This window comes from Nitrobacter sp. 62-23 (genome assembly GCF_001897285.1).
GTDB lineage: Bacteria > Pseudomonadota > Alphaproteobacteria > Rhizobiales > Xanthobacteraceae > Nitrobacter.
On sequence record NZ_MKSM01000115.1, the window covers coordinates 1 to 20,187 of the forward strand.

Sequence of the window (20,187 nt, forward strand, 5' to 3'; positions counted from 1 at the left end):
GCGACCTCGACAACATGATCGAGCGCATGGAGCGGCTGTCGCGCTCCGGCGACAAGGACGCCGCCAGGCAGTTGCTCGAACAATTGCAGCAGATGCTCGAAAATCTCCAGATGGCGCAGCCGGGCCAGAGCGAGGATGGAGACTTCCAGCAGTCGCTGAACGAACTGGGCGACATGATCCGCAAGCAGCAGCAGTTGCGCGACAGGACTTTCAAGCAGGGTCAGGAGTCACGGCGCGACCGGATGCATGACAACAGCCAGGACGGACAGCATCCGATGGAGGGCTTGCAGCAGGATCAGCAGGCGCTGCAAGACAGGCTGAGGACATTGCAGCAGGAGCTTGCCCGGCGCGGCATGGGACCGGCTCAGCGTGACAGGCTCGGTCAGGACGGCGAGCAGGGATCGCAGGCTGAACAGGGCGAGGATGGTCTCGGTCAGGCCGATAGCGCCATGGGCGACGCCGGCGGACGGCTTGGCGAAGGCAATGCCGAGGGCGCCGTCGATGCGCAAGGCCGCGCGCTTGAGGCGTTGCGCAAGGGCGCCCGGAGTCTGGCTGAAGCCATGCAGCAGGGCGAGGGGCAGGGCGAGGACGGTTCGGGCAGTCGGGCGGGCAACCGGCAGAGCGGCGGCAACCAGACCGATCCGCTGGGGCGGCCGGTGCGTGGCCGGGAATTCGGCAATGATTCGAGCGTCAGGATTCCCGGTGAGATCGACGTGCAGCGGGTCCGTCGCATTCTCGAAGAGCTGCGCCGCCGTTTCGCCGATCCGTCACGGCCGAAGATCGAACTCGACTACATCGAGCGGCTGCTCAAGGATTACTGATCGTTGCGCGAGCGTCGTTCGGCCAGCGCATCGGCGACGGCGGTGCGGATATCGGCCACCGAAAACGGCTTGGTGACGACGTCGTGGACGATCGCGTTGAGCCCCGATGCGCGCTCGCGCTGATCGGCGAATCCGGTCATCAACAGAATGACCAGATCTGGGAAATCGCGCGCGGCGGCCAGCGCCAGGGCGATGCCGTCCATGATCGGCATCTTGATGTCGGTGAGCAGAAGATCGAAGGCGCGGGCGTCGCCGGCCAGAATATCCAGCGCCTCTGCGCCGTCGGCCGCGGTCACCGTCTCGTGGCTGTCCATGGCGATGGCGCGGGCGACCAGCGACCGCATCGAATCCTCGTCGTCGGCGATGAGAACGCGCGCCACGGCTACACTCCGCTTCCCGTGGCAAGATCCCGCCGGTTGAAGAAACGAACGTCGATGCTGCGGCCTTCGGGCGGCGGCGACGCCAGCCGCGAACGGAACCAGACATTCTCGCCGGGCTTGAGCGCAGCCTGTTCGAGCACCGCGTTCCACGCATAGATCTCCGAGCCGTGTGCGTCACGGACGCTGAAGCGCAGGCGTGGCAATTCGACCGGCTTGCGGGTTTGCGCCACGATCATCCCTTCGATGATCAGGACGGGTTTGCCGTCGACGGTTTCGCTCGACATCTTGACGTCCTTGAACACTAGGCCCCGCAAGTTCACCTCCAGCCCGGCGAGACGATAGAACGTTGCGGTTTGCGGCAGCAGCCGCACGATCTCGGCGCGCCAGATCACCAGCGCCAGCACCATGGCGGCCATCGCGACGCAGACGATGTTCAGATTCACCGCAGCGCCGCGCAACGCGAACCTCGGCTTGAGCAATCCGCGCAGCCGCGAGGTGAGCGGGCGCTTGTCGGCCTGAGGCTGAGGCGTATTGTCCTGCTGCGCCGGCGAGGTCCATGCGCCGGCAAGCTCCTGTTGCGTGCCGCCGGGTTCCGGGGTTTCCGGCAGGTCGCTGGCGATCGAAGGGCTGTCGATGGAGGGGATGGCTCGCGCGGGTTCGGTCCATCCCGCCGCCTCGTCCGCTCCTGCCATGGAAGGAACGCGAGCGGCGGCGACGGCTACCTTTTCGGGCATTGCCCGCCATGTTTCCTTGCAGCGCGAGCAGCGCACGGTGCGGCCCGCATCGCCGAAAGTTGCGGAGTCGACCGCGTAGGATGTCGTACAATGAGGGCAGATGATGTGCATGGACGAATCGCCGCAAATGACGCTGTCCGGAGTCTATGCGCCGACCGTTAACGAATCGGAAACCATAACCGACGCACAACGGATCCGATCGCCGCAGGGGCGCGCAAGGTCCGGGCAGCTTGATTTGGCCGATCGCGTCCGCGAACCGAGTTCGTGGGGCGGATCGGAAATTCTCCTCATTTTCGTAAGGAGCCCGTCAAGGGAACTTCTGAACGACCGACGTTGACGTCTTTTCTGATCCAAGGTTCGCGAAAGGAGGCGCCAGGAATGTTGCGAACTTTGGATTCGGGGCGCCAGGCTTGATCCGATTCGAAAATGTCGGCTTGCGCTACGGGCTCGGCCCGGAGATTTTGCGCGACCTCAGCTTTCAGGTTCCGGCCCATTCCTTCCAGTTTCTCACCGGCCCGTCGGGGGCAGGAAAGACGTCCCTGCTGCGGCTGTTGTTTCTGTCGCTGCGGCCGACGCGGGGGCTGGTCAATTTGTTCGGTCAGGACGTCTCGCTGCTTGGCAAGGACGAGGTCGCCGATTTGCGCAAGCGCATCGGCATCGTCTTGCAGGACTTTCGCCTGCTCGATCACATGACCACTTACGAGAACGTCGCCTTGCCGTTCCGGGTGATGGGGCGCGATGAGTCGACCTACCGGCGCGAAGTCATCGATCTTCTGAGATGGGTGGGGCTCGGCGAACGCATGGACGCGCTGCCACCGGTGTTATCCGGCGGCGAGAAGCAGCGCGCGGCGATCGCTCGGGCGGTGATCGCGCGTCCGCAACTCCTGCTGGCGGACGAGCCGACCGGCAACGTCGATCCGACGCTCGGACGGCGGTTGTTGCGGTTGTTCATCGAGCTGAACAAATCCGGCACGGCGGTCATCATCGCCACCCACGATATCACGCTGATGGACCAGTACGACGCGCGGCGTCTGGTGCTCCATCAGGGACGGCTGCACGTCTATGAGTAACACTGGCGACGACCACGGCGTTTTGATGGACCTCGGGCGCGAACGCCCGCAGGTGCCGGCCCGCGCGCGCAACATGTCGCCGATCGTGCCGCGCGCTTCGATCGCCGGCCGTGCTCTGGTCGCCGTCGTCGCCATCATGACGTTTCTCGCCTCGATCACGACCGGGGCGGTTCTGCTGGTCAGCGCCTCGGCGACGGAATGGCAGTCGGACGTTGCGAGCGAAATCACCATTCAGGTGCGCCCGGTCGCCGGTCGCGACATTGAGCGCGACGTTGCCGCTGTCGCCGGCGCCGTGCGCGCCGAGCCGGGCATTCTTGAGGTCAGGCCGTACACCCGGGAGGAGTCCGCCAGGCTGCTGGAGCCGTGGCTCGGCAGTGGCCTGTCGCTTGACGATCTGCCGGTGCCGCGCATGATCGTGGCGCGGGCGGCGCCGGGGACCAGGCTCGACCTTGAAGGACTCCGCGGCCGCGTGACGCAGGTGGCGCCGTCGGCCAGCGTGGACGACCATCGCGCCTGGATCAACCGGATGCGGTCGATGACCAATGCGACGGTGTTCGCCGGGATCGGCGTGCTCGTTTTGGTCATCATCGCCACTATAATTTCGGTATCCTTCGCGACCCGTGGTGCCATGGCGGCCAACCGGCCGATCGTCGAGGTGCTGCATTTCGTCGGCGCGAGCGACCGCTACATCGCCAATCGCTTCCTGCGGCATTTCCTGCGGCTCGGGTTCGAGGGCGGCGCGATCGGCTGCGTCGCCGCCATGCTGATGTTCGGCTTCTCCGAATCGATCGCCACCTGGTTTTCCGGAACGCCGGTCGGAGACCAGTTCGCGGCGCTGCTGGGCACGTTCTCGCTGCGTCCTTCAGGCTATCTCGTTCTGGCGGCGCAGACGGTGCTGATCGCCGCGATCACCGCCCTGGCCGCCCGCCGCACGTTGTTTGCGACGCTGGACGAAATTGACTGAGTGGCTGGTTCAGGTCTCCCGCTTTACCTAGCGCGACCGGATTCCACTTCGCCCCAAAACGAACTAAAGTCGGGGTGACCAGGAATATCGCACGGATGAGTGAACAAGCGCGCCATGACAAGCCGGAAGCCACGCGCCAGACGCCGGCGCGGCGTCGCGCCAGGATGCTCGCGGCGGTGGTTGCCGTAGCCGGGATCGCCTTTGTCGGGGCGGGAGTGGGCTTCGTCGGATTTCTGTCGCAACTGCGCGGAGTCGAAACGAAACCGGCCAGCAATGCCGACGGCATCGTCGTGCTCACCGGCGGATCGTCGCGGATTTCCGACGCGATCGAGCTTCTGGCCGGCGGCTATGGCAAGCGACTGCTGATCTCGGGCGTCCACCCCACCAACGGGGTCAGTGATATCTCGCGCTCCTTGCCCGACAGCCAGCGGCTGCTGACATGCTGCGTCGATCTCGATCGGTCGGCGGTCAACACCCGGAGCAATGCCAGCGAGACGCGGCGCTGGGTCGACGAACGGGGTTTCCACTCGCTGATCGTGGTGACCTCCAACTATCACATGCCCCGCGCCATCGTCGAATTGTCGCATGCGATGCCGGACATCACCCTGATTCCGTTTGCGGTGATCGGCGATAAGTGGCGCGAAGAGCCATGGTGGACGAGCGGTGCTACCTTGCGGCTGTTGCTGTCGGAATATGTCAAATACCTCGCCGCGGAGGCGCGGGTTCGCCTGGCTTATATTGGTCTCGAACCTTTCCCCGAGACCACCGACCCGTCTGCCGGATCGGCCGAGCCGAAACGACCGCCCTCCGGTTAGTGTATGATCCCGATCCAAACGGCCGCGCCAGCGCAAGGTGCAAGCCGGTTTTGCGATCAGAACACGCGCGGGTTATTGATGAGAGCATTGCCTTGCGGCTGGCCGGATCCGCTTCCGGCGCCACGAAATTGGATCGTTGATGATTTTGATCTTTCTGCGCTCGCTGGTCTTCAACGTCCTGTTCTATCTGACGATGGCGATCTGGATCATTGCCGCGCTGCCGACCTTCGCGATGCCGCGCGCAGCCCTCGTCGGCATGGCGAAGGCCTGGGGACGCTGGAACATCTGGCTGATGCGGGTGATTTGCGGCACGCGCGTGAGGATTCTCGGCGCCGGAAGGATTCCGAAAGGGCCGCTGATCATCGCTTCGAAGCATCAGTCGATGTGGGAGACGTTCGCGCTGTTCAGTCTCATCGACCAGCCGATCGTCATTCTCAAGCGCGAGTTGAAGTGGATTCCGTTTTTCGGCTGGTATCTGACGAAGACCGGCATGATCGGCATCGACCGCAAGGCCGGCATACGCTCGCTCAAGATGCTGGCCCGGATGACGCAGGAGCAGATGCGTCTCGGGCGTCAGCTTGTCATTTTCCCCGAGGGGACGCGGCGGGCGATCGGCGCGCCGCCGGCATATAAAAGCGGCGTCGCCATGATCTATGCCGAGGCCAAGGTGCCGTGCGTGCCGGTGGCGCTCAATTCCGGCCTGTGCTGGCCGCGCCGCACGTTCCTGCGCTATCCCGGAACGATTTCGGTCGAGTTTCTCGATCCGCTGCCGCCGGGATTGCGGCGCGACGAATTCATGTCGCGGCTGGCGGCCTCGATCGAAACAGCGACGACGGCTCTGGTCGAGGCGGAGCAGCGCGAGCAGGCGCGGTTGTTCGGGCGCGGGCCGGACGCCTCAAAGACCGAGGATTAGAGCATGATCCCGAAAGTGGAAACCGGTTTTCGGAAAAGATCATGCCCAATCAAAACAAGCAACGAGTCTGATTCAAACAGTTGAAGCAGTGGGTCCGATTCTAACATTTGCATCCCGTTGCGGCAGGGAGTTCTTGCAAATGTTAGAATCAAAGGACCACTAGCAACTATCAGGTTTCCAGGGTCCTTCACCGTTCCATGGAAACAGTGAAAGACTCTAGGCGCTTGATTTAACGCGTTTTCTTCACGCGAACCGGTATCCACTTCGCTCGAAAACGCTATAGTGGAGTTTTGAATTTGACATTCGCCTGCCGGGTTTGCTGCAAAGTGGGTAGCGAATGTCAAATGCACTCCACTAGCCGCGCACCGGCGTATCGTCGCGCAGCAATTCCGCCAGCTGATGAAGTTTCGGGTCGCGAAAGCCCTGTGCCTCGATCGACTTCACGGTGGACAGCACGTAGTCGCGATTATGGCCGGAGCGGCCGTGGCCCTGCCGCACGTAGCGAACCTGTTCCGCCAGCGTCAGCCGTCCGGCATACTGGACATGACCGCGATCGACGACATAGGCCAGCGCGCTGACCCGCCGGCGGGCGTCGTCCTCGAGCCAGACGGAGCGCATCACCTCGCGATAGACGTGGGTGGTCTGTTCGCGCCCGCGCAGGTAAGCGAGGGTGGCCTCGCGACAGCTCGGCGCAACGCGGAACGCGATGCCGCGGCAGGCGCCTCCGCGGTCGAGGCCGAGAACCAGCCCCGGTTTCTCCGGCGTCCCGCGATGGTCGAACGAATAGACGCAGAGCGCCCGGTGCTCGCCGATCAGCCGCGCCGGCACCTGCTCGGCAAAGTCGAATCCCGGCCGCCACATCAGCGAACCGTAACCGAACACCCAGAAATCGGTATCGGAATGGCCGGAACCCGGCTCGAATTGTCGTTGAGCATTCATCGCGTATGCCTGGAGGGTTGCGGTTCTTTGACCGCATCCTGCCCCTGAAATATTGCAGACCCGCGCTGTCAGGCGAAGCGGAATTGAAAGGGCTGGTTTTGCCGCAACGGCGCGATTATTCTCCAAGGCAACCGCTGATTTGACAAATTCACGAGTGTACCTTCCTGCATGGCCGCCGCCACCACGCCCCCTTCCAAGCATCGTCTTTGGCCCATTTTCGTCATGCCCGCGCTGGTGGTCGTCGCTGCCATAGCGTGGAGCGCGTTCTGGTTCTATTCGGCTTCGCAGGTCGACCGTACCGTCGACGCCTGGCGCGCGCGCGAAGCCGCGTCCGGGCGCATCTATGATTGCGCCAAGCGGACCGTCGCGGGGTTTCCGTTCCGCCTGGAGGTTCACTGCCTGGATGCGACCGTCGAGCTGAGGTCGCAGACCGCTGATCAGGCGGCTGCCCAAGCGCCACCGGTGACCGCCCGCCTCGGGGACATTTTTGTGATCTCGCAGATCTACACTCCGAGGTTGCTGATCGCGGAGTTCAAGGCTCCGGCGACGCTATACCGGCTGGGGCAGCCGGTGATGGTCGTCAACTGGAAGACCGCGCGCAGCAGCATTGTCGGGCTGCCCGGCACACCGCAAAGCGCTGACCTCGTATTCGACGATCCAGTGGTCGATCGCGTGGACGGCTCTGTGCAGACCCCGGTCGCACGTGCGAGCCACGTCGAGCTTCACGGCCGCATCGCGGAGAACTCCAAACCGGATCACCCGACGATCGAGACCGTCCTCGAATTGACCGGAGCAACGCTTCCCGACATTCACCCGGTGTTGACCAAGCCGTTCGATGCGGACGTTCGTGCGATGCTGCACGGGTTGAAGGATTTCACGCCCAAACCCTGGCCGGTGCGGTTTCGCGAATTGCAGGCTGTGGGCGGCCGCGTCGAGATCATGCAGTCGCGCATCCAGCAGGGTGATCTGATTGCGATCGCCGCCGGCTCGCTTGGCCTCACCGCCGATGGACACCTCGACGGCGAGTTGCATATGACGGCGACCGGCTTTGAGGCGATCATTCCGGCGCTCGGAATCCAGCAAATGCTGGAGGAGGGTGTTCCGCAGGGCACGCTCGACAAGGTCGCGCCGGGCGTGAAGACGGAAGACATCAACAATCTGTTCGGTGCGCTGGATCGGGCGATTCCGGGATTGGGCAAGGCCGTGCGGGAGAACGCCAATGCCGGTGTCACCGCGGGCCTCGCGGCGATCGGTCAGGAGGCAACGCTCGAAGGCAGGAAGGCGCGCTCCTTCCCGTTGCGTTTCGTCGATGGCGCCGTCTTCATCGGGCCGTTGAAGGTCGCCCAGACGCCGCCGCTGTTCTGACATTTACCCCGGCCGTCATGCGCGGGCTTGACCCGCGTCCATCCATCTTCTTAAGCGGATGGAGTGCCGGATCGAATCCGGCCATGACTTCTTAAGGCTTCTTTGCCGCGTTCGGTTGCAGCCGTCCGAAATCCGGAGCCGCCGAATCCTGACCGATCTCGACGATGCCGCGGCGGATCGCGCGGGTGCGGGTGAAATGCTCGAACAGCGCCTCTCCGTCGCCACGGCGCATGGCGCGCGTCAGCTTGGAAAGATCCTCATTGAAGGTGCCGAGCATTTCCAGCACCGCGTCCTTGTTGGACAGGAAAACGTCGCGCCACATCGTGGGATCGGACGCCGCGATGCGGGTGAAGTCGCGAAAGCCGCCGGCGGAGAATTTCATCACTTCCGAGGACGTGACCTCGCCGAGTTCGTCCGCGGTGCCGACGATGGTGTAGGCGATCAGGTGCGGCAGGTGGCTGGTAATCGCCAGCACCAGGTCGTGATGTTCGGGCGTCATGGTTTCGACCCTGGCGCCGATCGCGGTCCAGAATGCGCGCAATCTGTCCACCGCGGCGGTGTCCGTCCCCTCTGGCGGCGTCAGGATGCACCAGCGGTTGATGAACAACTCGGCGAAACCGGAATCCGGTCCCGAGTGCTCAGTGCCGGCGACCGGGTGCGCGGGCACGAAATGAATACTCGCGGGCAGATGCGGAGCCATGTCGCGGACGATGGCGCCTTTCACCGATCCGACGTCGGAGACGATGGCGCCCGGCTTGAGATGCGGCGCGATCTCCTGCGCCACTGCTCCGCACGCACCGACGGGAATGCAGAGGATCACGAGATCGGCGCCGTCAGTGGCTTCGGCGTTGGTTTCCACCACGCGATCGGCGATGCCAAGCTCCGTCACCCGCGCACGCGTTTTCGCGGAGCGTGCGGTGACGACGATTTCTCCGGCGAGGCCTCGCGCACGCGCGGCGCGCGCGATCGAACCGCCGATCAGTCCAAATCCGATCAGCGCGATCCGCTGGAACAAGGGCGCTGCCGTCATGCCGGTGCCATGAAGTCGCGCAAGCCCTCAGCCACCAGGCGGTTGGCTTCCTCGGTGCCGATGGTCAAACGCAGCGCATACGGCAGGCCATAATTGTCGAGCGCGCGCAGCACCAGGCCGCGTCGGGTCAGAAACGCATCGGCCTCGGACGCGGTCTTGCCCCGGGTCTCGGGGAAGTGGATCAGAATGAAGTTCGTCACGCTCGGCGTCACCTTGAGGCCAAGTTTTGTCACTTCATCCGTCAGCCAGTTGCGCCACTTCTCCGTATGCGCCTTCGACATCTGGACGTGCGCGGTGTCCCCGATCGCCGCCGCGGCCGCAAGCATCGCAGGGGTCGAGACGTTGAAGGGGCCGCGTATCCGGTTCACCGCCTCCACGATATGCGCCGGGCCGAACATCCAGCCGATGCGCAACGCAGCCAGGCCATGGATCTTGGAGAAGGTGTGCGTCAGCACGGTGTTTTCGGTGGTCGCCACCAGTTCGATGCCGAATTCGTAGTCGTTGCGCGACACATAATCGGAATAGGCGGCGTCGAGCACCAGCAGCACGTGCGAGGGCAGTCCTGCGCGCAACCGCCTGACCTCGTCGAACGGCAGATAGGTGCCGGTCGGATTGTTGGGATTGGCGAGCCAGACCATCTTGGTCTTCGGCGTCACGCGCTTGAGGATCGCGTCGACGTCGGCGGTGTAGTCGGTCTCCGGCGCGACGACGTTGGTCGCGCCGTTCGCCATGGTCGCGATCGGGTACACCAGAAAGGCGTGGGTGGTCGAAATCGCCTCGTCGCCGGGGCCGAGATAGGTATGCGCCAGCAGGTTCAGGATTTCGTCCGACCCTGCGCCGCAGATGATGCGATCGGGGTCGAGTCCGTAGGCGCGCGCGATGGCGTCGCGCAGCACGCGCGAGGTGCCTTCCGGATAGTCCTGGAGATGCGTCACGGCATTGCGGTAAGCGTCCATCGCCTTCGGCGAGGGGCCGAACGGCGTTTCGTTGGCCGACAGCTTGAACATCTTGCGGCCCGCTTCCGGCACCGGGCTCTTGCCGGGCACGTAGGGCGCAATATCGAGAATGCCGGGATTCGGCACCGGTCGGGACATGATGAACTCCGGGACAGTCCGACGTTACGGGCGAGCCGCCGCGCTGGAAGGTATCGTATAGCGTGTTGCGTGGCTGCCGACGAGGGCCGTCGAACGAACCGACGCACCGGCCTCAAACAGCGCCGCTCGGATCGTGTCGAGGCCGGTGCCGCCGGTGACGGACACCAGCAGCGCGGCGCCGTCGAAGGCGGTGTCGGGGACTGCGACGATTTCGGCAAGCGGCGACAGCGTTCGCGCGATACCGGCATTCCAGCCGGACACGCGCACGCTCCAGGTTTCCACTTCGGTGACCCGCGCATCGTCGGCGACGCGCGAGACCACGAACACCGGCAGCGCCGCCGGATGGTCGGCGCGCTCGATGAAAGGCAGGCGGGCGATGATCTTCGGCGCGCCGTCGGCTTCGAGCGCAAGCCACCACGGCGCACGGCTCGATGTCGCCGAAACAAGCGCAAGGTCGCCCTTCGAATTCGCCACCGCTTCCACGGCCGCCTGCGCGCTGAAATGCGGCACGAACGGCACCGTGAAGCCGAAGTGGAAGCGCGCGGAATCCCGCATCGCGGATTCGCCGAGCGACAGGTCGGCGTGCAGCGAAAATGGCGCCTGCACATAGGTGAAGGTCGCGATGATGACGCGCCAGATGCTCTCGACGGTGTCGAGCGGCAGGATGCCGCGATGACGCTGCGCCAGGCGGCGCATCATGTCGGCTTCGCGCGCCGGGCGGAATGCGGAGCCGGTTTCCTGGGTCTGCTTCACCGAGATCAGGCGATCGATGATGTCGCCACGTCGCATGAGCAGGCTGTGAACCTGTTCGTCGATGCCGTCGATCTCTTTGCGCAACTCCTGCAGGGAAGGTGGCGCGGGCGGTGCTTTGGTCATGGATACCACTTGTCGGCCGCGAACGGGCGGCTACCGGTTCTGCCATTCCCTCCCGTTCCAGGGGCGTCTTTTTGCGAAGCTCCGACGCCGGGGGACAGTTGCGCCGGTCGCTCGGCGAATTCGGTCCTTCGCGAAATAACGGGTCGCGAATGGTAAATGAATTTCCACCAGCGGCCGCATTGATAGGAAAGTAGGCGCACGAAAGCAAAGAAAACCTTGCCGCCTCGACGCAATCACCGTCGGCGGAAGTGGCAGCTTGTCTTGACGAAAACCGCATGCGGGATTAGGTTCCGACTGTTCCGTGGTCATTTGAGCCGGCCGGCTTGCAGCCACGTTAAACAACTCGCTAAACAGGCCGGGGACAGCGAAATCCTGATCCCGGCCGAACAGATGTTCAGGCCGGTTTTTTTATGGCCTGCGGTCCGGCGGTTTTTTACCAAGCCCCGGAGGAGGTCATCGGCAGGATGGTCAACGTGCAACCGATACCGGGCCCGGCTCATGCCGAGGATCGAGCCCTTGAGGCGGACCATCCCACCTCAAAGGTTGCGATGTTCACCGGCGATCAGCCGCTACCGCTCGATTGCGGCATCGATCTCGCGCCGTTCCAGATCGCCTACCAGACCTACGGCGAACTCAACGCCGGCAAATCCAACGCCGTTCTGGTCTGCCATGCGCTGACCGGCGATCAGCATGTCGCCAACGTTCATCCGGTCACCGGCAAGCCGGGTTGGTGGATCACGCTGGTGGGGCCCGGCAAGCCGCTCGACACCGACAGGTATTTCATCATTTGCTCGAACGTGATCGGCGGCTGCATGGGTTCGACCGGTCCCGCCTCGACCAATCCCGTCACCGGGAAGGTGTGGGGGCTGGATTTCCCGGTCATCACCATCCCCGACATGGTGCGGGCGCAGGCGATGCTGATCGACCGGCTCGGCATCGATACGCTGTTTGCCGTGGTCGGCGGCTCCATGGGCGGCATGCAGGTGCTGCAATGGTGTGCGGCCTATCCGCAGCGCGTGTTTTCAGCGCTGCCGATCGCGTGCAGCACCCGCCACTCCGCGCAGAACATCGCGTTTCACGAGTTGGGACGACAGGCTGTCATGGCCGATCCCGACTGGCGCGACGGCCGCTATGTCGAGCAGGGCACCCATCCGCACCGCGGGCTCGGCGTGGCGCGGATGGCCGCGCACATTACCTATCTGTCGGATGCAGCGCTGCATCGCAAATTCGGACGCCGGATGCAGGACCGCGAACTGCCGACGTTTTCCTTTGATGCGGATTTTCAGGTGGAGAGCTATCTACGCCATCAGGGATCGTCGTTCGTCGAGCGCTTCGATGCCAACAGCTATCTCTATTTGACGCGGGCGATGGATTATTTCGACATCGCCGCCGACCATGACGGCGTGCTGGCGGCCGCGTTTCGCGGCACCCGGACCCGGTTCTGCGTGGTGTCATTTACGAGCGACTGGCTGTTTCCGACCTCGGAATCGCGCGCCACCGTTCATGCTCTCAATGCCAGCGGGGCGCGGGTCTCCTTCGCCGAGATCGAGACCGATCGCGGCCATGACGCCTTCCTGCTCGACGTACCCGAATTTTTCGACATTGCGCGTGCTTTCCTGGAATCAGCAGGCCATAGCCGCGGGCTGACGGCAGATGAGTGAGATGAGCGCACCGCAACCTGCCTTGCCGCTGGCTGACAGCGTGCCGCCCCGAAAGCGCTATCGCCGGAAAGGCCGTTATCGCAGCGACCATCTGCTGCTGGCCGAGATGATCGAGCCCAATTCAAAGGTGCTGGATGTCGGCTGCGGCGACGGCGACCTCCTGCAATTGCTCGAGACGCGCGGCGTCGATGGCCGCGGCATCGAACTGTCGCGCGAGGGCGTCAATCACTGCGTCGCCAAAGGGCTCGCCGTGGTGCAGGGCGATGCCGACACCGATCTCGTCAACTATCCCGACGACGCCTTTGATTACGTGATCCTGTCGCAGACTTTGCAAGCCACGCGGCAGCCGAAGGCGGTGCTTGAAAACCTGCTGCGGATCGGCAGCAGGGCCATCGTGTCGTTTCCGAATTTCGGCCACTGGAAAATGCGGCTCCAACTGTTGATCGGTGGGCACATGCCGCGCACCGACAACCTGCCGGCGACCTGGTACGACACGCCGAACATCCATTTCTGCACGATCAAGGATTTCGTCCAACTCTGCGACGAGATCAACGTCAGGATGGAGCGTGCGGTCGCGCTCGATCTCTATGGCCGGCCGCTGCGCTTCAACGCGCCATGGTGGTTCTGGAATATGTTCGGGGAGCAGGGTGTGTTCCTGCTGAGCCGGGCGGAGAAGATCAGATAAGCGTAGGCAACGCTACGGCGTTGTCGCTTTTTTAACCAATCTGGACAGACCGCGAAGCTCCGATTCGGCGCGAAATTTACCATCTGACGAAGTCGTCAATCTCTGCGGCCGGCTCTCCACAGATAGAAATTATAATTACGCAACAAGAGCTTGGATAAATTTTTGGCCCGCCGCAGCCAAGTGCATCGCTGATCTGTGCTGCACGCAACCCAGATATGACTTCCAAATCCCTAACTCCCGTGGTTTCAAAGCGCCGCGTTTTCCCGCCGCAACATAATCGCGGATTTACCGTGAAGCTGGGGGGAAATGGGAGGTGTCACAGGGGAGCAAGAATGTCTCAGTTAGTTGCGTTACGCCGGCTGCCGCATATCCTGGCGCTGGCGGTTTGTTCCTTGGCAGTCGCCGCATTCTCGGCGCCGGCCTCGGCAAGGCCTCATCACCGCGCGGGACATCACGCGTACGTTCATCACCACAAGCATCATCATCACGCGCATCGGCACCACCGCTATCGCCATCACAGGCACAATCACGCGTCGCGCCTGGATTCAACCGAAACCGGATTTTCAGGTGGAGGCTTCGTGTCGAACATCGTCACCGAGGCACGTCGTTACATCGGCGGCAATCCCACCGGCCGCAGCCGGCTTTGGTGCGCCCGTTTCATGAACATGGTTCTGAAGCGTTCCGGGCATCGGGGAACGGGCTCCGACATGGCGAGTTCGTTCGCGCATTACGGGCGGAGGGTCTCCGGTCCGCAGGTCGGCGCCATCGCGGTCATAGGTCGACGCGGCGGCGGCCATGTCGGCGTCGTCAGCGGTGTCGACCGCCGTGGCAATCCCATTATCGTTTCGGGCAACCATGGCCATCGCGTCGCGGAGGCGGTCTATCCGCGCGGCCGCGTCTACGCCTATGTGATGCCGTCGAACTGAGCGGAACTTCACCCGATCATAAATCGTCGTGATCGAGCACTTCGATCTTGTCGCCGGCGGCGATCGTGCCGCCGGTGATGACTTCGGCATAGACCCCGCAATCGCGATGCCCCAGCGTTCGCGTCAGCGTGTTCGGAATGTCGAGGTCGCGCGCTGCGGTCTCCGGATCGACATTGGTGGCCGTGCATCGGACGATGCGCTTGACCACCTTGAGCCGGATGTCGCCGATTGCAAGCGTGTGCCCGAGCAGGTCGAGTTCGCGCCAGGCCGGCCAGCCGCGGACGTAAAGATTGGCGCGGAAACGGAGCGGATGAACCGGCTGCCCGACCATGTCCTCGATGGCGGCGACGCTGCCGAGGTTGATGATCGAGACCACCTTCCTTGCGACGTCCGAGAAGCTGTGGCCGCTGCCGACGAGAACCTTGGGCGGTCCCTTGAGTTCCCGGGTGAAATTGGCGGTGAAGAACCGTTCGACCGCGCCGCGGCCGGCGTCGGTGCCGAGGTCGGCGCGCACCGCCTCCTCGCCATTGGTCCGGATGGTCAGGACCCGGCTGGCATCGTCATAGCGGCTGCGGAGCGCGGCGAGTCGTTCGTCGCGCATCAGCATCAGAAAGCGGCTTTTCGGAAAGTGCTGCGGATGGGCCGGGTCGAACCCGATAGGGCCGTTCTCGATGGCATAGCTGCGGTCGCCGGGAACGGTCTCGCCGGGGCGCAGCGTCGCATGGGGCAGGGCTTCGGCGGACAGGCCTTTGACAGGGTAGCGGTAAAGGGCGGCGACAGTCGCATCCGGGATGGCAGACATAGGGTCCTTTAAGGGATTCAGGCCGGCTGCGCCATCGGTTTTGAAAACCCGCCGCGGTTCCCCTTCATTTCCTGGGAGCGTATTCCTACATTTGCCACAAGCCGGATCGACGATCCGTCGTGCCGACCGCTGCCGGTTGAGGAACGTCAATGCGGCCAGCGGAAATCCAATACCCAATGAAGATGTCGCCTCTGTGCCTTCGGGGCAGGGGCGACAGGCTGAGGGAGATTCCATGAATATTGAAAAATATACCGAGCGGGTGCGCGGCTTCATCCAGTCGGCGCAGTCGCTTGCGGCCCGCGAAGGCCATCAGCAATTCACGCCGCTCCATATCCTGAAAGTCTTGCTCGACGACAGCGAGGGTCTGGCGGGAAGCCTGATCGATCGCACAGGCGGCAATTCGCGCGCGATCCTGAAGGCGACCGAAGCCGCGCTCAACAAGATGCCGAAGGTGACCGGCGCCGGCGCGGGCCAGATCTATCTGGCGCCGGCGACCGCGCGCGCGTTTGATGCCGCCGAGCAGGCGGCCGAAAAGGCCGGCGACAGCTTCGTCACGGTGGAACGGCTGTTGCAGGCGCTGTCGCTCGACAGGGACAGCGACGCCGGCAAGCTGCTGAAGGATGGAGGCGTCACGCCGCAGAACCTCAACGCGGCGATCAACGCGCTGCGCAAGGGACGCACGGCGGACAGCGCCACGGCGGAAAACGCCTACGACGCGCTGAAGAAATATGCCCGCGACCTGACGCAGGCGGCGCGTGACGGCAAGCTCGATCCGGTGATCGGCCGCGATGAGGAAATCCGCCGAACGATTCAGGTGCTGTCTCGCCGCACCAAGAACAATCCGGTGCTGATCGGCGAGCCCGGCGTCGGCAAGACCGCCATCGCCGAAGGCCTGGCGCTGCGCATCGTCAACGGCGACGTGCCGGAAAGCCTCAAGGACAAGAAGCTGCTGGCGCTCGATCTGGGATCGCTGATCGCCGGTGCGAAATACCGCGGCGAATTCGAGGAGCGGCTCAAGGCGGTGTTGCAGGAGGTAACGTCCGCCGAGGGCGGCATCATCCTGTTCATCGATGAGATGCACACGCTGATCGGCGCCGGCAAGGCCGATGGCGCGATGGACGCGTCGAACCTGCTGAAGCCGGCGCTGGCGCGCGGCGAATTGCATTGCGTTGGCGCGACCACGCTTGACGAGTACCGCAAGCATGTCGAAAAGGACGCCGCGCTGGCGCGGCGCTTCCAGCCGATCTTCGTGTCCGAGCCGACCGTGGAGGATACCGTCTCGATCCTGCGCGGGCTGAAGGACAAGTACGAACAGCATCACGGCGTCCGTATCGCCGACTCGGCGCTGGTCGCGGCCGCCATGCTGTCCAACCGCTACATCACCGACCGCTTCCTGCCCGACAAGGCCATCGATCTGGTCGATGAAGCGGCGGCGCGCCTGAAGATGCAGGTTGATTCCAAGCCGGAAGAACTCGACTCGCTCGACCGCGAGATCGTGCGGCTGAGGATCGAGCAGGAGGCGCTGAAGAAGGAGAACGATGCCGGCTCCAGGACGCGTCTTGAGAATCTCGAGAAGGAACTGGTCGATCTGGAGAAACGGTCGGCGGATCTGACCTCGCGCTGGAATGCGGAAAAAGGCAAGTTGTCCGATGCCGCCAAACTCAAGAGCGAACTGGATCAGGCGCGGATCGAACTCGCCAACGCGCAGCGCAGCGGCGAATACCAGAAAGCCGGCGAACTGGCCTATGGCCGGATTCCCGAACTCGAAAAGCGTCTGGAGAGCATCGAGGCCAGCGAGAGCAATACGATGATGAACGAAACGGTGACGGCGGACAACATCGCTCAGGTGGTGTCGCGCTGGACCGGCGTCCCCGTCGACAAGATGCTCGAGGGCGAGAAGGAAAAGCTGCTGCGGATGGAAGAGAGTCTTGCTGCGCGTGTCGTGGGACAGTCCGAGGCCGTGCGCGCGGTGGCCACCGCCGTGCGCCGCGCCCGCGCGGGCCTGCAGGATCCCAACCGTCCGATGGGCTCGTTCATGTTCCTAGGGCCCACCGGCGTCGGCAAGACCGAGTTGACCAAGGCGCTCGCCGCCTATCTGTTCGACGACGAGACCGCGATGGTCCGCATCGACATGTCCGAATACATGGAGAAGCATTCGGTGGCGCGGCTGATCGGCGCGCCTCCGGGCTATGTCGGCTACGACGAGGGCGGGGCGCTGACGGAGGCAGTGCGGCGGCGGCCTTATCAGGTCGTGCTGTTCGACGAGATCGAAAAGGCGCATCCGGACGTGTTCAACGTGCTTCTGCAGGTGCTCGACGACGGCCGATTGACCGACGGTCAGGGCCGCACGGTGGATTTCCGCAACACGCTGATCATCATGACGTCGAACCTCGGTTCGGAGTTTCTGGTGAACCAGCCCGAGGGCGAAGACACGTCCGCCGTGCGCGAGCAGGTGATGGGGATGGTGCGCGCGCACTTCCGTCCCGAATTTCTCAATCGCGTCGACGAGATCATTCTGTTCCATCGGCTGCAGAAGAGCGAGATGGGGAGGATCGTGGACATCCAGTTCGCCCGGCTGCAAAAGCTGCTCGAAGATCGCAAGATCGTGCTCGACCTCGATTTGGCTGCGCGCGACCGGCTGGCCGAGAAAGGCTGGGATCCCGCTTATGGCGCGCGCCCGCTCAAGCGCGTGATCCAGCGCGACGTGCAGGATCCGCTCGCTGAAATGATCCTGGCGGGCAAGGTCCATGATGGCGACCACGTCGCGATTTCGGTCAAGGGCGGCGTTCTCACGTTCAACGGTGAGACGCCCTCGGTGGCGGATATCGAGCAGTTCGAACCGCGCATGCCGAAGCGCAAGCTGCACTGAGCTTCTCCGCACGCGGCCTGATTTCCTGCATCGCAGGAAGATGCCGCGTGCGAAAGCGAGACCGTTCCTTGATCTCGCCCGGTCGCGTGATCGCGCTTTCCGGCATTAACGCAAGGTAAAACCGGCCGACACTCCGGCACCCCATTCGGGGCGTCCCGGCCACTCTCCCGCAATGCTAAAAATAAGCGCGGCAACGAAATATTCGTTTCGCTGCCTGCGTGCGCTGAAGGGTAATATTCTTTTTTTCAATAACGCATTGTTTTCTCTGCCAAACCGGACCTATTCAAGAGACCCGGACTGTCGAAAATGGCGCGGCAGATTCCGTATCGTTCAGCGGCTCGACCCGACCTGTGAAATGCAAATCGCAATCGGGCGGGCAGTTCGCTTCCGAGGTTTGCTTGCGATGACAAAATTGGAATTTCCAGGATCGGCGCTCTCGACGGATCAGTGGACGCAAGTCAACCAGCTTGCGACGTCGCTCAGTCATGAACAGGCGATCTGGATCAGCGGCTATTTCGCCGGTTTGAGCCATAAGGCTCGCGCGGCCGCTATTGCTTCCGATGTCGCGGAGCTTGCGCCACCTTCACAAGGCAATCTCATCGCGGCGCCTGCGACGCGGCTGTTGACGGTTCTGTTCGCCAGCGAAACGGGAAACAGCAAGGCTCTGGCCCAGACTCTCGTCGACAAGGCCGCGGCCAAGGGCATCGAGGCCCGCCTCGCCGATATGGCGGACTACAAGACGCGCGGTCTCAAGGACGAGCAGGACATGCTTGTCATCACCAGCACCCATGGCGAGGGCGACGCGCCGCAGACGGCCGTCGGCTTCTTCGAATTCCTGGAAAGCCGCAAGGCGCCGAAGTTACCGCAGTTGCGCTACGCAGTGCTGGCGCTGGGCGATTCCACCTACGAAAAATATTGCGAGGCAGGTAAGCGGGTCGACCGGCGGCTGGAAGAACTGGGCGCGCAGCGTCTCGCCGACCGCGTCGACTGCGACGTCGACTATGAGGAGGCTGCGGAAGCGTGGATTGCGGCCGTGGTCACCAGCCTCGCGCCATCGGCGCAAACCGCGCAATCTGCGCCGGCATCGGCGGCCGCGGCGCAGAGCCGTGAACCGGCGGCGGCGACATTCGACAAGAAGCATCCGTTTCAAGCCGCGGTCATCGACAACATCGTGCTGACCGGGCGCGGGTCGACCAAGGAAACCCGCCATATAGAACTGTCGCTTGCTGACTCCGGACTGACCTACCAGCCGGGCGACGCGCTCGGCATCGTGCCGCGCAACGACCCGGCGCTGGTCGAGGCTGTGCTGGAGAAGCTGTCGCTGCCGGCCGATGCCCCGCTGACGGTGAAGCAGACGATGACTAGCCTGGGGGAGGCGTTGAGCGCGACCTTCGAGATCACGGCGCTGACGCCGCGCTTTCTCGATCATTGGGCCGACATCACGGGCGCAGCCGAGCTTCAGGCGTTGCGTGCGCCCGATCAGAAGGAGGCTCGCGCAGCGTTCCAGCACAGCCACCACATTCTTGATGTCGTCAGCCGCTTTCCGGCGTCGGGCATCGATGCCGCGCAGTTCGTCGCCGGCCTTCGGCCGTTGCAGCCGCGGCTCTATTCGATCTCCTCCAGCCTTGCCGCGGCACCGGACGAAGTGCACCTCACCGTCAGCACCGTGCGCTACATGATGCACGACCTGCCGCGCGCCGGCGTCGCCTCCGGCTATCTCGCCGCGCGCACCGAGGCGGACGCCACGATTCCGGTCTACATCCAGTCCAACGATCACTTTCATTTGCCGGATGACGATGTGCCGATCCTGATGATCGGCGCCGGCACCGGCGTCGCGCCCTACCGCGCCTTCATGCAGGAACGCGAGGCGCGGGGTGCATCCGGCCGCTCCTGGCTGTTTTTCGGCGAGCGCAATTTCCGCAGCGACTTCCTCTATCAGGTGGAGTGGCAGGAACTGGTCAAGAACGGCGTGCTGAGCCGGCTCGATCTCGCCTTCTCGCGCGATGCCGCGCCGAAGACCTATGTGCAGGATCGCCTGCGCCGCCAGGGCCGCGACGTCTATGCGTGGCTGGAGGAGGGCGCGTATATTTACGTCTGCGGCGACAGCGCGCACATGGCGCCGGATGTCCATGCGGCGCTTACCGATATCGTGGCCGAGCACGGCAGCCTCGATCGCGACGAGGCGGTCGCCTATCTCTCGGCGCTGCAGCGCGATCGCCGTTATCGGCTTGACGTGTATTGAG

General features: G+C 63.7%; 18 protein-coding genes and 1 riboswitch. Of the genes, 11 read left to right on the top strand and 7 right to left on the bottom strand.

All coding sequences use genetic code 11. The features are described from left to right. Positions 1 to 821, top strand: an 821-nt coding sequence (locus BGO16_RS12975) for a DUF4175 family protein (protein ID WP_292619152.1), incomplete at its 5' end; no start/stop codon positions are given. Here the strand turns inward: BGO16_RS12975 and BGO16_RS12980 are convergent. Both BGO16_RS12980 and BGO16_RS12985 read right to left on the bottom strand, forming a co-directional pair. Continuing rightward, positions 815 to 1,201: a response regulator gene (locus BGO16_RS12980; protein ID WP_292619153.1), complete on the bottom strand. Its 387-nt coding sequence runs from the start codon at positions 1,199 to 1,201 to the stop codon at positions 815 to 817. The genes BGO16_RS12975 and BGO16_RS12980 overlap by 7 nt on opposite strands. 2 nt (positions 1,202 to 1,203) lie before the next feature. Next, positions 1,204 to 2,046 (bottom strand): MJ0042-type zinc finger domain-containing protein, encoded by an 843-nt coding sequence (locus tag BGO16_RS12985; RefSeq protein ID WP_292619154.1) that lies wholly within the window; start codon positions 2,044 to 2,046, stop codon positions 1,204 to 1,206. Between the two features lie 299 nt (positions 2,047 to 2,345). Here BGO16_RS12985 and ftsE point away from each other — a divergent pair, with 299 nt between their 5' ends. The 4 genes from ftsE (at position 2,346) to BGO16_RS13005 (ending at position 5,697) form a co-directional block, all read left to right on the top strand. Beyond that, a complete protein-coding gene (gene ftsE / locus BGO16_RS12990) occupies positions 2,346 to 3,005 on the top strand; it encodes a cell division ATP-binding protein FtsE (protein WP_292619155.1) in 660 nt (219 codons plus the stop codon). After that, positions 2,998 to 3,969 (top strand): ABC transporter permease, encoded by a 972-nt coding sequence (locus BGO16_RS12995; RefSeq protein ID WP_292619156.1) that lies wholly within the window; start codon positions 2,998 to 3,000, stop codon positions 3,967 to 3,969. Before ftsE ends, BGO16_RS12995 begins: the two co-directional genes overlap by 8 nt. A gap of 95 nt (positions 3,970 to 4,064) precedes the next feature. Next, positions 4,065 to 4,784: a YdcF family protein gene (locus BGO16_RS13000; RefSeq protein ID WP_292619157.1), complete on the top strand. Its 720-nt coding sequence runs from the start codon at positions 4,065 to 4,067 to the stop codon at positions 4,782 to 4,784. Positions 4,785 to 4,923: 139 nt separating this feature from the next. Next, entirely contained in the window at positions 4,924 to 5,697 is a 774-nt protein-coding gene (locus BGO16_RS13005; RefSeq protein ID WP_292619159.1) for a lysophospholipid acyltransferase family protein, read from the top strand. 354 nt (positions 5,698 to 6,051) lie between these two features. On the opposite strand, the gene BGO16_RS13010 is transcribed toward BGO16_RS13005, so the two are convergent. Further along, positions 6,052 to 6,636 carry a gamma-glutamylcyclotransferase gene (locus tag BGO16_RS13010; RefSeq protein WP_292619160.1) on the bottom strand — a complete coding sequence of 195 codons (585 nt, stop codon included), beginning with the start codon at positions 6,634 to 6,636 and terminating at the stop codon, positions 6,052 to 6,054. Between the two features lie 168 nt (positions 6,637 to 6,804). Between BGO16_RS13010 and BGO16_RS13015 the strand changes: the two genes are divergently transcribed. Then, positions 6,805 to 8,001 carry a DUF2125 domain-containing protein gene (locus BGO16_RS13015; RefSeq protein ID WP_292619161.1) on the top strand — a complete coding sequence of 399 codons (1,197 nt, stop codon included), beginning with the start codon at positions 6,805 to 6,807 and terminating at the stop codon, positions 7,999 to 8,001. 91 nt (positions 8,002 to 8,092) lie between these two features. Here the strand turns inward: BGO16_RS13015 and BGO16_RS13020 are convergent, their stop codons facing one another. The 3 genes from BGO16_RS13020 to BGO16_RS13030 are packed head-to-tail and all read right to left on the bottom strand — an operon-like array spanning position 8,093 to position 11,001. Next, positions 8,093 to 9,031 (bottom strand): prephenate/arogenate dehydrogenase family protein, encoded by a 939-nt coding sequence (locus BGO16_RS13020; RefSeq protein ID WP_292619162.1) that lies wholly within the window; start codon positions 9,029 to 9,031, stop codon positions 8,093 to 8,095. Beyond that, entirely contained in the window at positions 9,028 to 10,125 is a 1,098-nt protein-coding gene (hisC, locus tag BGO16_RS13025; protein WP_292619163.1) for a histidinol-phosphate transaminase, read from the bottom strand. The genes BGO16_RS13020 and hisC overlap by 4 nt, the downstream gene beginning before the upstream one ends. A 24-nt stretch (positions 10,126 to 10,149) precedes the next feature. Further along, positions 10,150 to 11,001: a chorismate mutase gene (locus tag BGO16_RS13030; protein WP_292619164.1), complete on the bottom strand. Its 852-nt coding sequence runs from the start codon at positions 10,999 to 11,001 to the stop codon at positions 10,150 to 10,152. A gap of 291 nt (positions 11,002 to 11,292) precedes the next feature. Then, a riboswitch (SAM riboswitch) is annotated at positions 11,293 to 11,372 on the top strand. 93 nt (positions 11,373 to 11,465) lie between these two features. Between BGO16_RS13030 and BGO16_RS13035 the strand changes: the two genes are divergently transcribed. The 3 genes from BGO16_RS13035 (at position 11,466) to BGO16_RS13045 (ending at position 14,273) form a co-directional block, all read left to right on the top strand. Then, on the top strand, positions 11,466 to 12,662 hold the full coding sequence (locus BGO16_RS13035; protein WP_292619165.1) for a homoserine O-acetyltransferase: 1,197 nt from the start codon (positions 11,466 to 11,468) through the stop codon (positions 12,660 to 12,662). Between the two features lies 1 nt (position 12,663). After that, positions 12,664 to 13,347: a methionine biosynthesis protein MetW gene (gene metW, locus BGO16_RS13040; protein ID WP_292619166.1), complete on the top strand. Its 684-nt coding sequence runs from the start codon at positions 12,664 to 12,666 to the stop codon at positions 13,345 to 13,347. A gap of 332 nt (positions 13,348 to 13,679) precedes the next feature. Continuing rightward, a complete protein-coding gene (locus tag BGO16_RS13045) occupies positions 13,680 to 14,273 on the top strand; it encodes a TIGR02594 family protein (protein WP_292619167.1) in 594 nt (197 codons plus the stop codon). 16 nt (positions 14,274 to 14,289) lie between these two features. Here BGO16_RS13045 and BGO16_RS13050 read toward each other — a convergent pair whose 3' ends face one another. Then, the gene (locus tag BGO16_RS13050; protein WP_292619168.1) at positions 14,290 to 15,075 is read right to left on the bottom strand and encodes an MOSC domain-containing protein; all 786 of its coding nucleotides are present in this window, start codon (positions 15,073 to 15,075) and stop codon (positions 14,290 to 14,292) included. 232 nt (positions 15,076 to 15,307) lie between these two features. Between BGO16_RS13050 and clpB the strand changes: the two genes are divergently transcribed. Together clpB and BGO16_RS13060 are read left to right on the top strand one after the other, a co-directional pair. Then, positions 15,308 to 17,944 carry an ATP-dependent chaperone ClpB gene (gene clpB / locus BGO16_RS13055; RefSeq protein WP_292619170.1) on the top strand — a complete coding sequence of 879 codons (2,637 nt, stop codon included), beginning with the start codon at positions 15,308 to 15,310 and terminating at the stop codon, positions 17,942 to 17,944. A 403-nt stretch (positions 17,945 to 18,347) separates the two neighbouring features. After that, positions 18,348 to 20,186 carry an assimilatory sulfite reductase (NADPH) flavoprotein subunit gene (locus BGO16_RS13060; protein ID WP_292619171.1) on the top strand — a complete coding sequence of 613 codons (1,839 nt, stop codon included), beginning with the start codon at positions 18,348 to 18,350 and terminating at the stop codon, positions 20,184 to 20,186. Position 20,187 lies beyond the last annotated feature (1 nt).

Coding starts and splice junctions, on each gene's coding strand:
- BGO16_RS12985 (WP_292619154.1), bottom strand. CDS start 2,046: ATGCACATCATCTGCCCTCATTGTACGACATCCTACGCGGTCGACTCC.
- BGO16_RS12995 (WP_292619156.1), top strand. CDS start 2,998: ATGAGTAACACTGGCGACGACCACGGCGTTTTGATGGACCTCGGGCGC.
- BGO16_RS13000 (WP_292619157.1), top strand. CDS start 4,065: ATGAGTGAACAAGCGCGCCATGACAAGCCGGAAGCCACGCGCCAGACG.
- BGO16_RS13005 (WP_292619159.1), top strand. CDS start 4,924: ATGATTTTGATCTTTCTGCGCTCGCTGGTCTTCAACGTCCTGTTCTAT.
- BGO16_RS13010 (WP_292619160.1), bottom strand. CDS start 6,636: ATGAATGCTCAACGACAATTCGAGCCGGGTTCCGGCCATTCCGATACC.
- BGO16_RS13015 (WP_292619161.1), top strand. CDS start 6,805: ATGGCCGCCGCCACCACGCCCCCTTCCAAGCATCGTCTTTGGCCCATT.
- BGO16_RS13020 (WP_292619162.1), bottom strand. CDS start 9,031: ATGACGGCAGCGCCCTTGTTCCAGCGGATCGCGCTGATCGGATTTGGA.
- hisC (WP_292619163.1), bottom strand. CDS start 10,125: ATGTCCCGACCGGTGCCGAATCCCGGCATTCTCGATATTGCGCCCTAC.
- BGO16_RS13030 (WP_292619164.1), bottom strand. CDS start 11,001: ATGACCAAAGCACCGCCCGCGCCACCTTCCCTGCAGGAGTTGCGCAAA.
- BGO16_RS13035 (WP_292619165.1), top strand. CDS start 11,466: ATGGTCAACGTGCAACCGATACCGGGCCCGGCTCATGCCGAGGATCGA.
- metW (WP_292619166.1), top strand. CDS start 12,664: ATGAGCGCACCGCAACCTGCCTTGCCGCTGGCTGACAGCGTGCCGCCC.
- BGO16_RS13045 (WP_292619167.1), top strand. CDS start 13,680: ATGTCTCAGTTAGTTGCGTTACGCCGGCTGCCGCATATCCTGGCGCTG.
- BGO16_RS13050 (WP_292619168.1), bottom strand. CDS start 15,075: ATGTCTGCCATCCCGGATGCGACTGTCGCCGCCCTTTACCGCTACCCT.
- clpB (WP_292619170.1), top strand. CDS start 15,308: ATGAATATTGAAAAATATACCGAGCGGGTGCGCGGCTTCATCCAGTCG.
- BGO16_RS13060 (WP_292619171.1), top strand. CDS start 18,348: ATGACAAAATTGGAATTTCCAGGATCGGCGCTCTCGACGGATCAGTGG.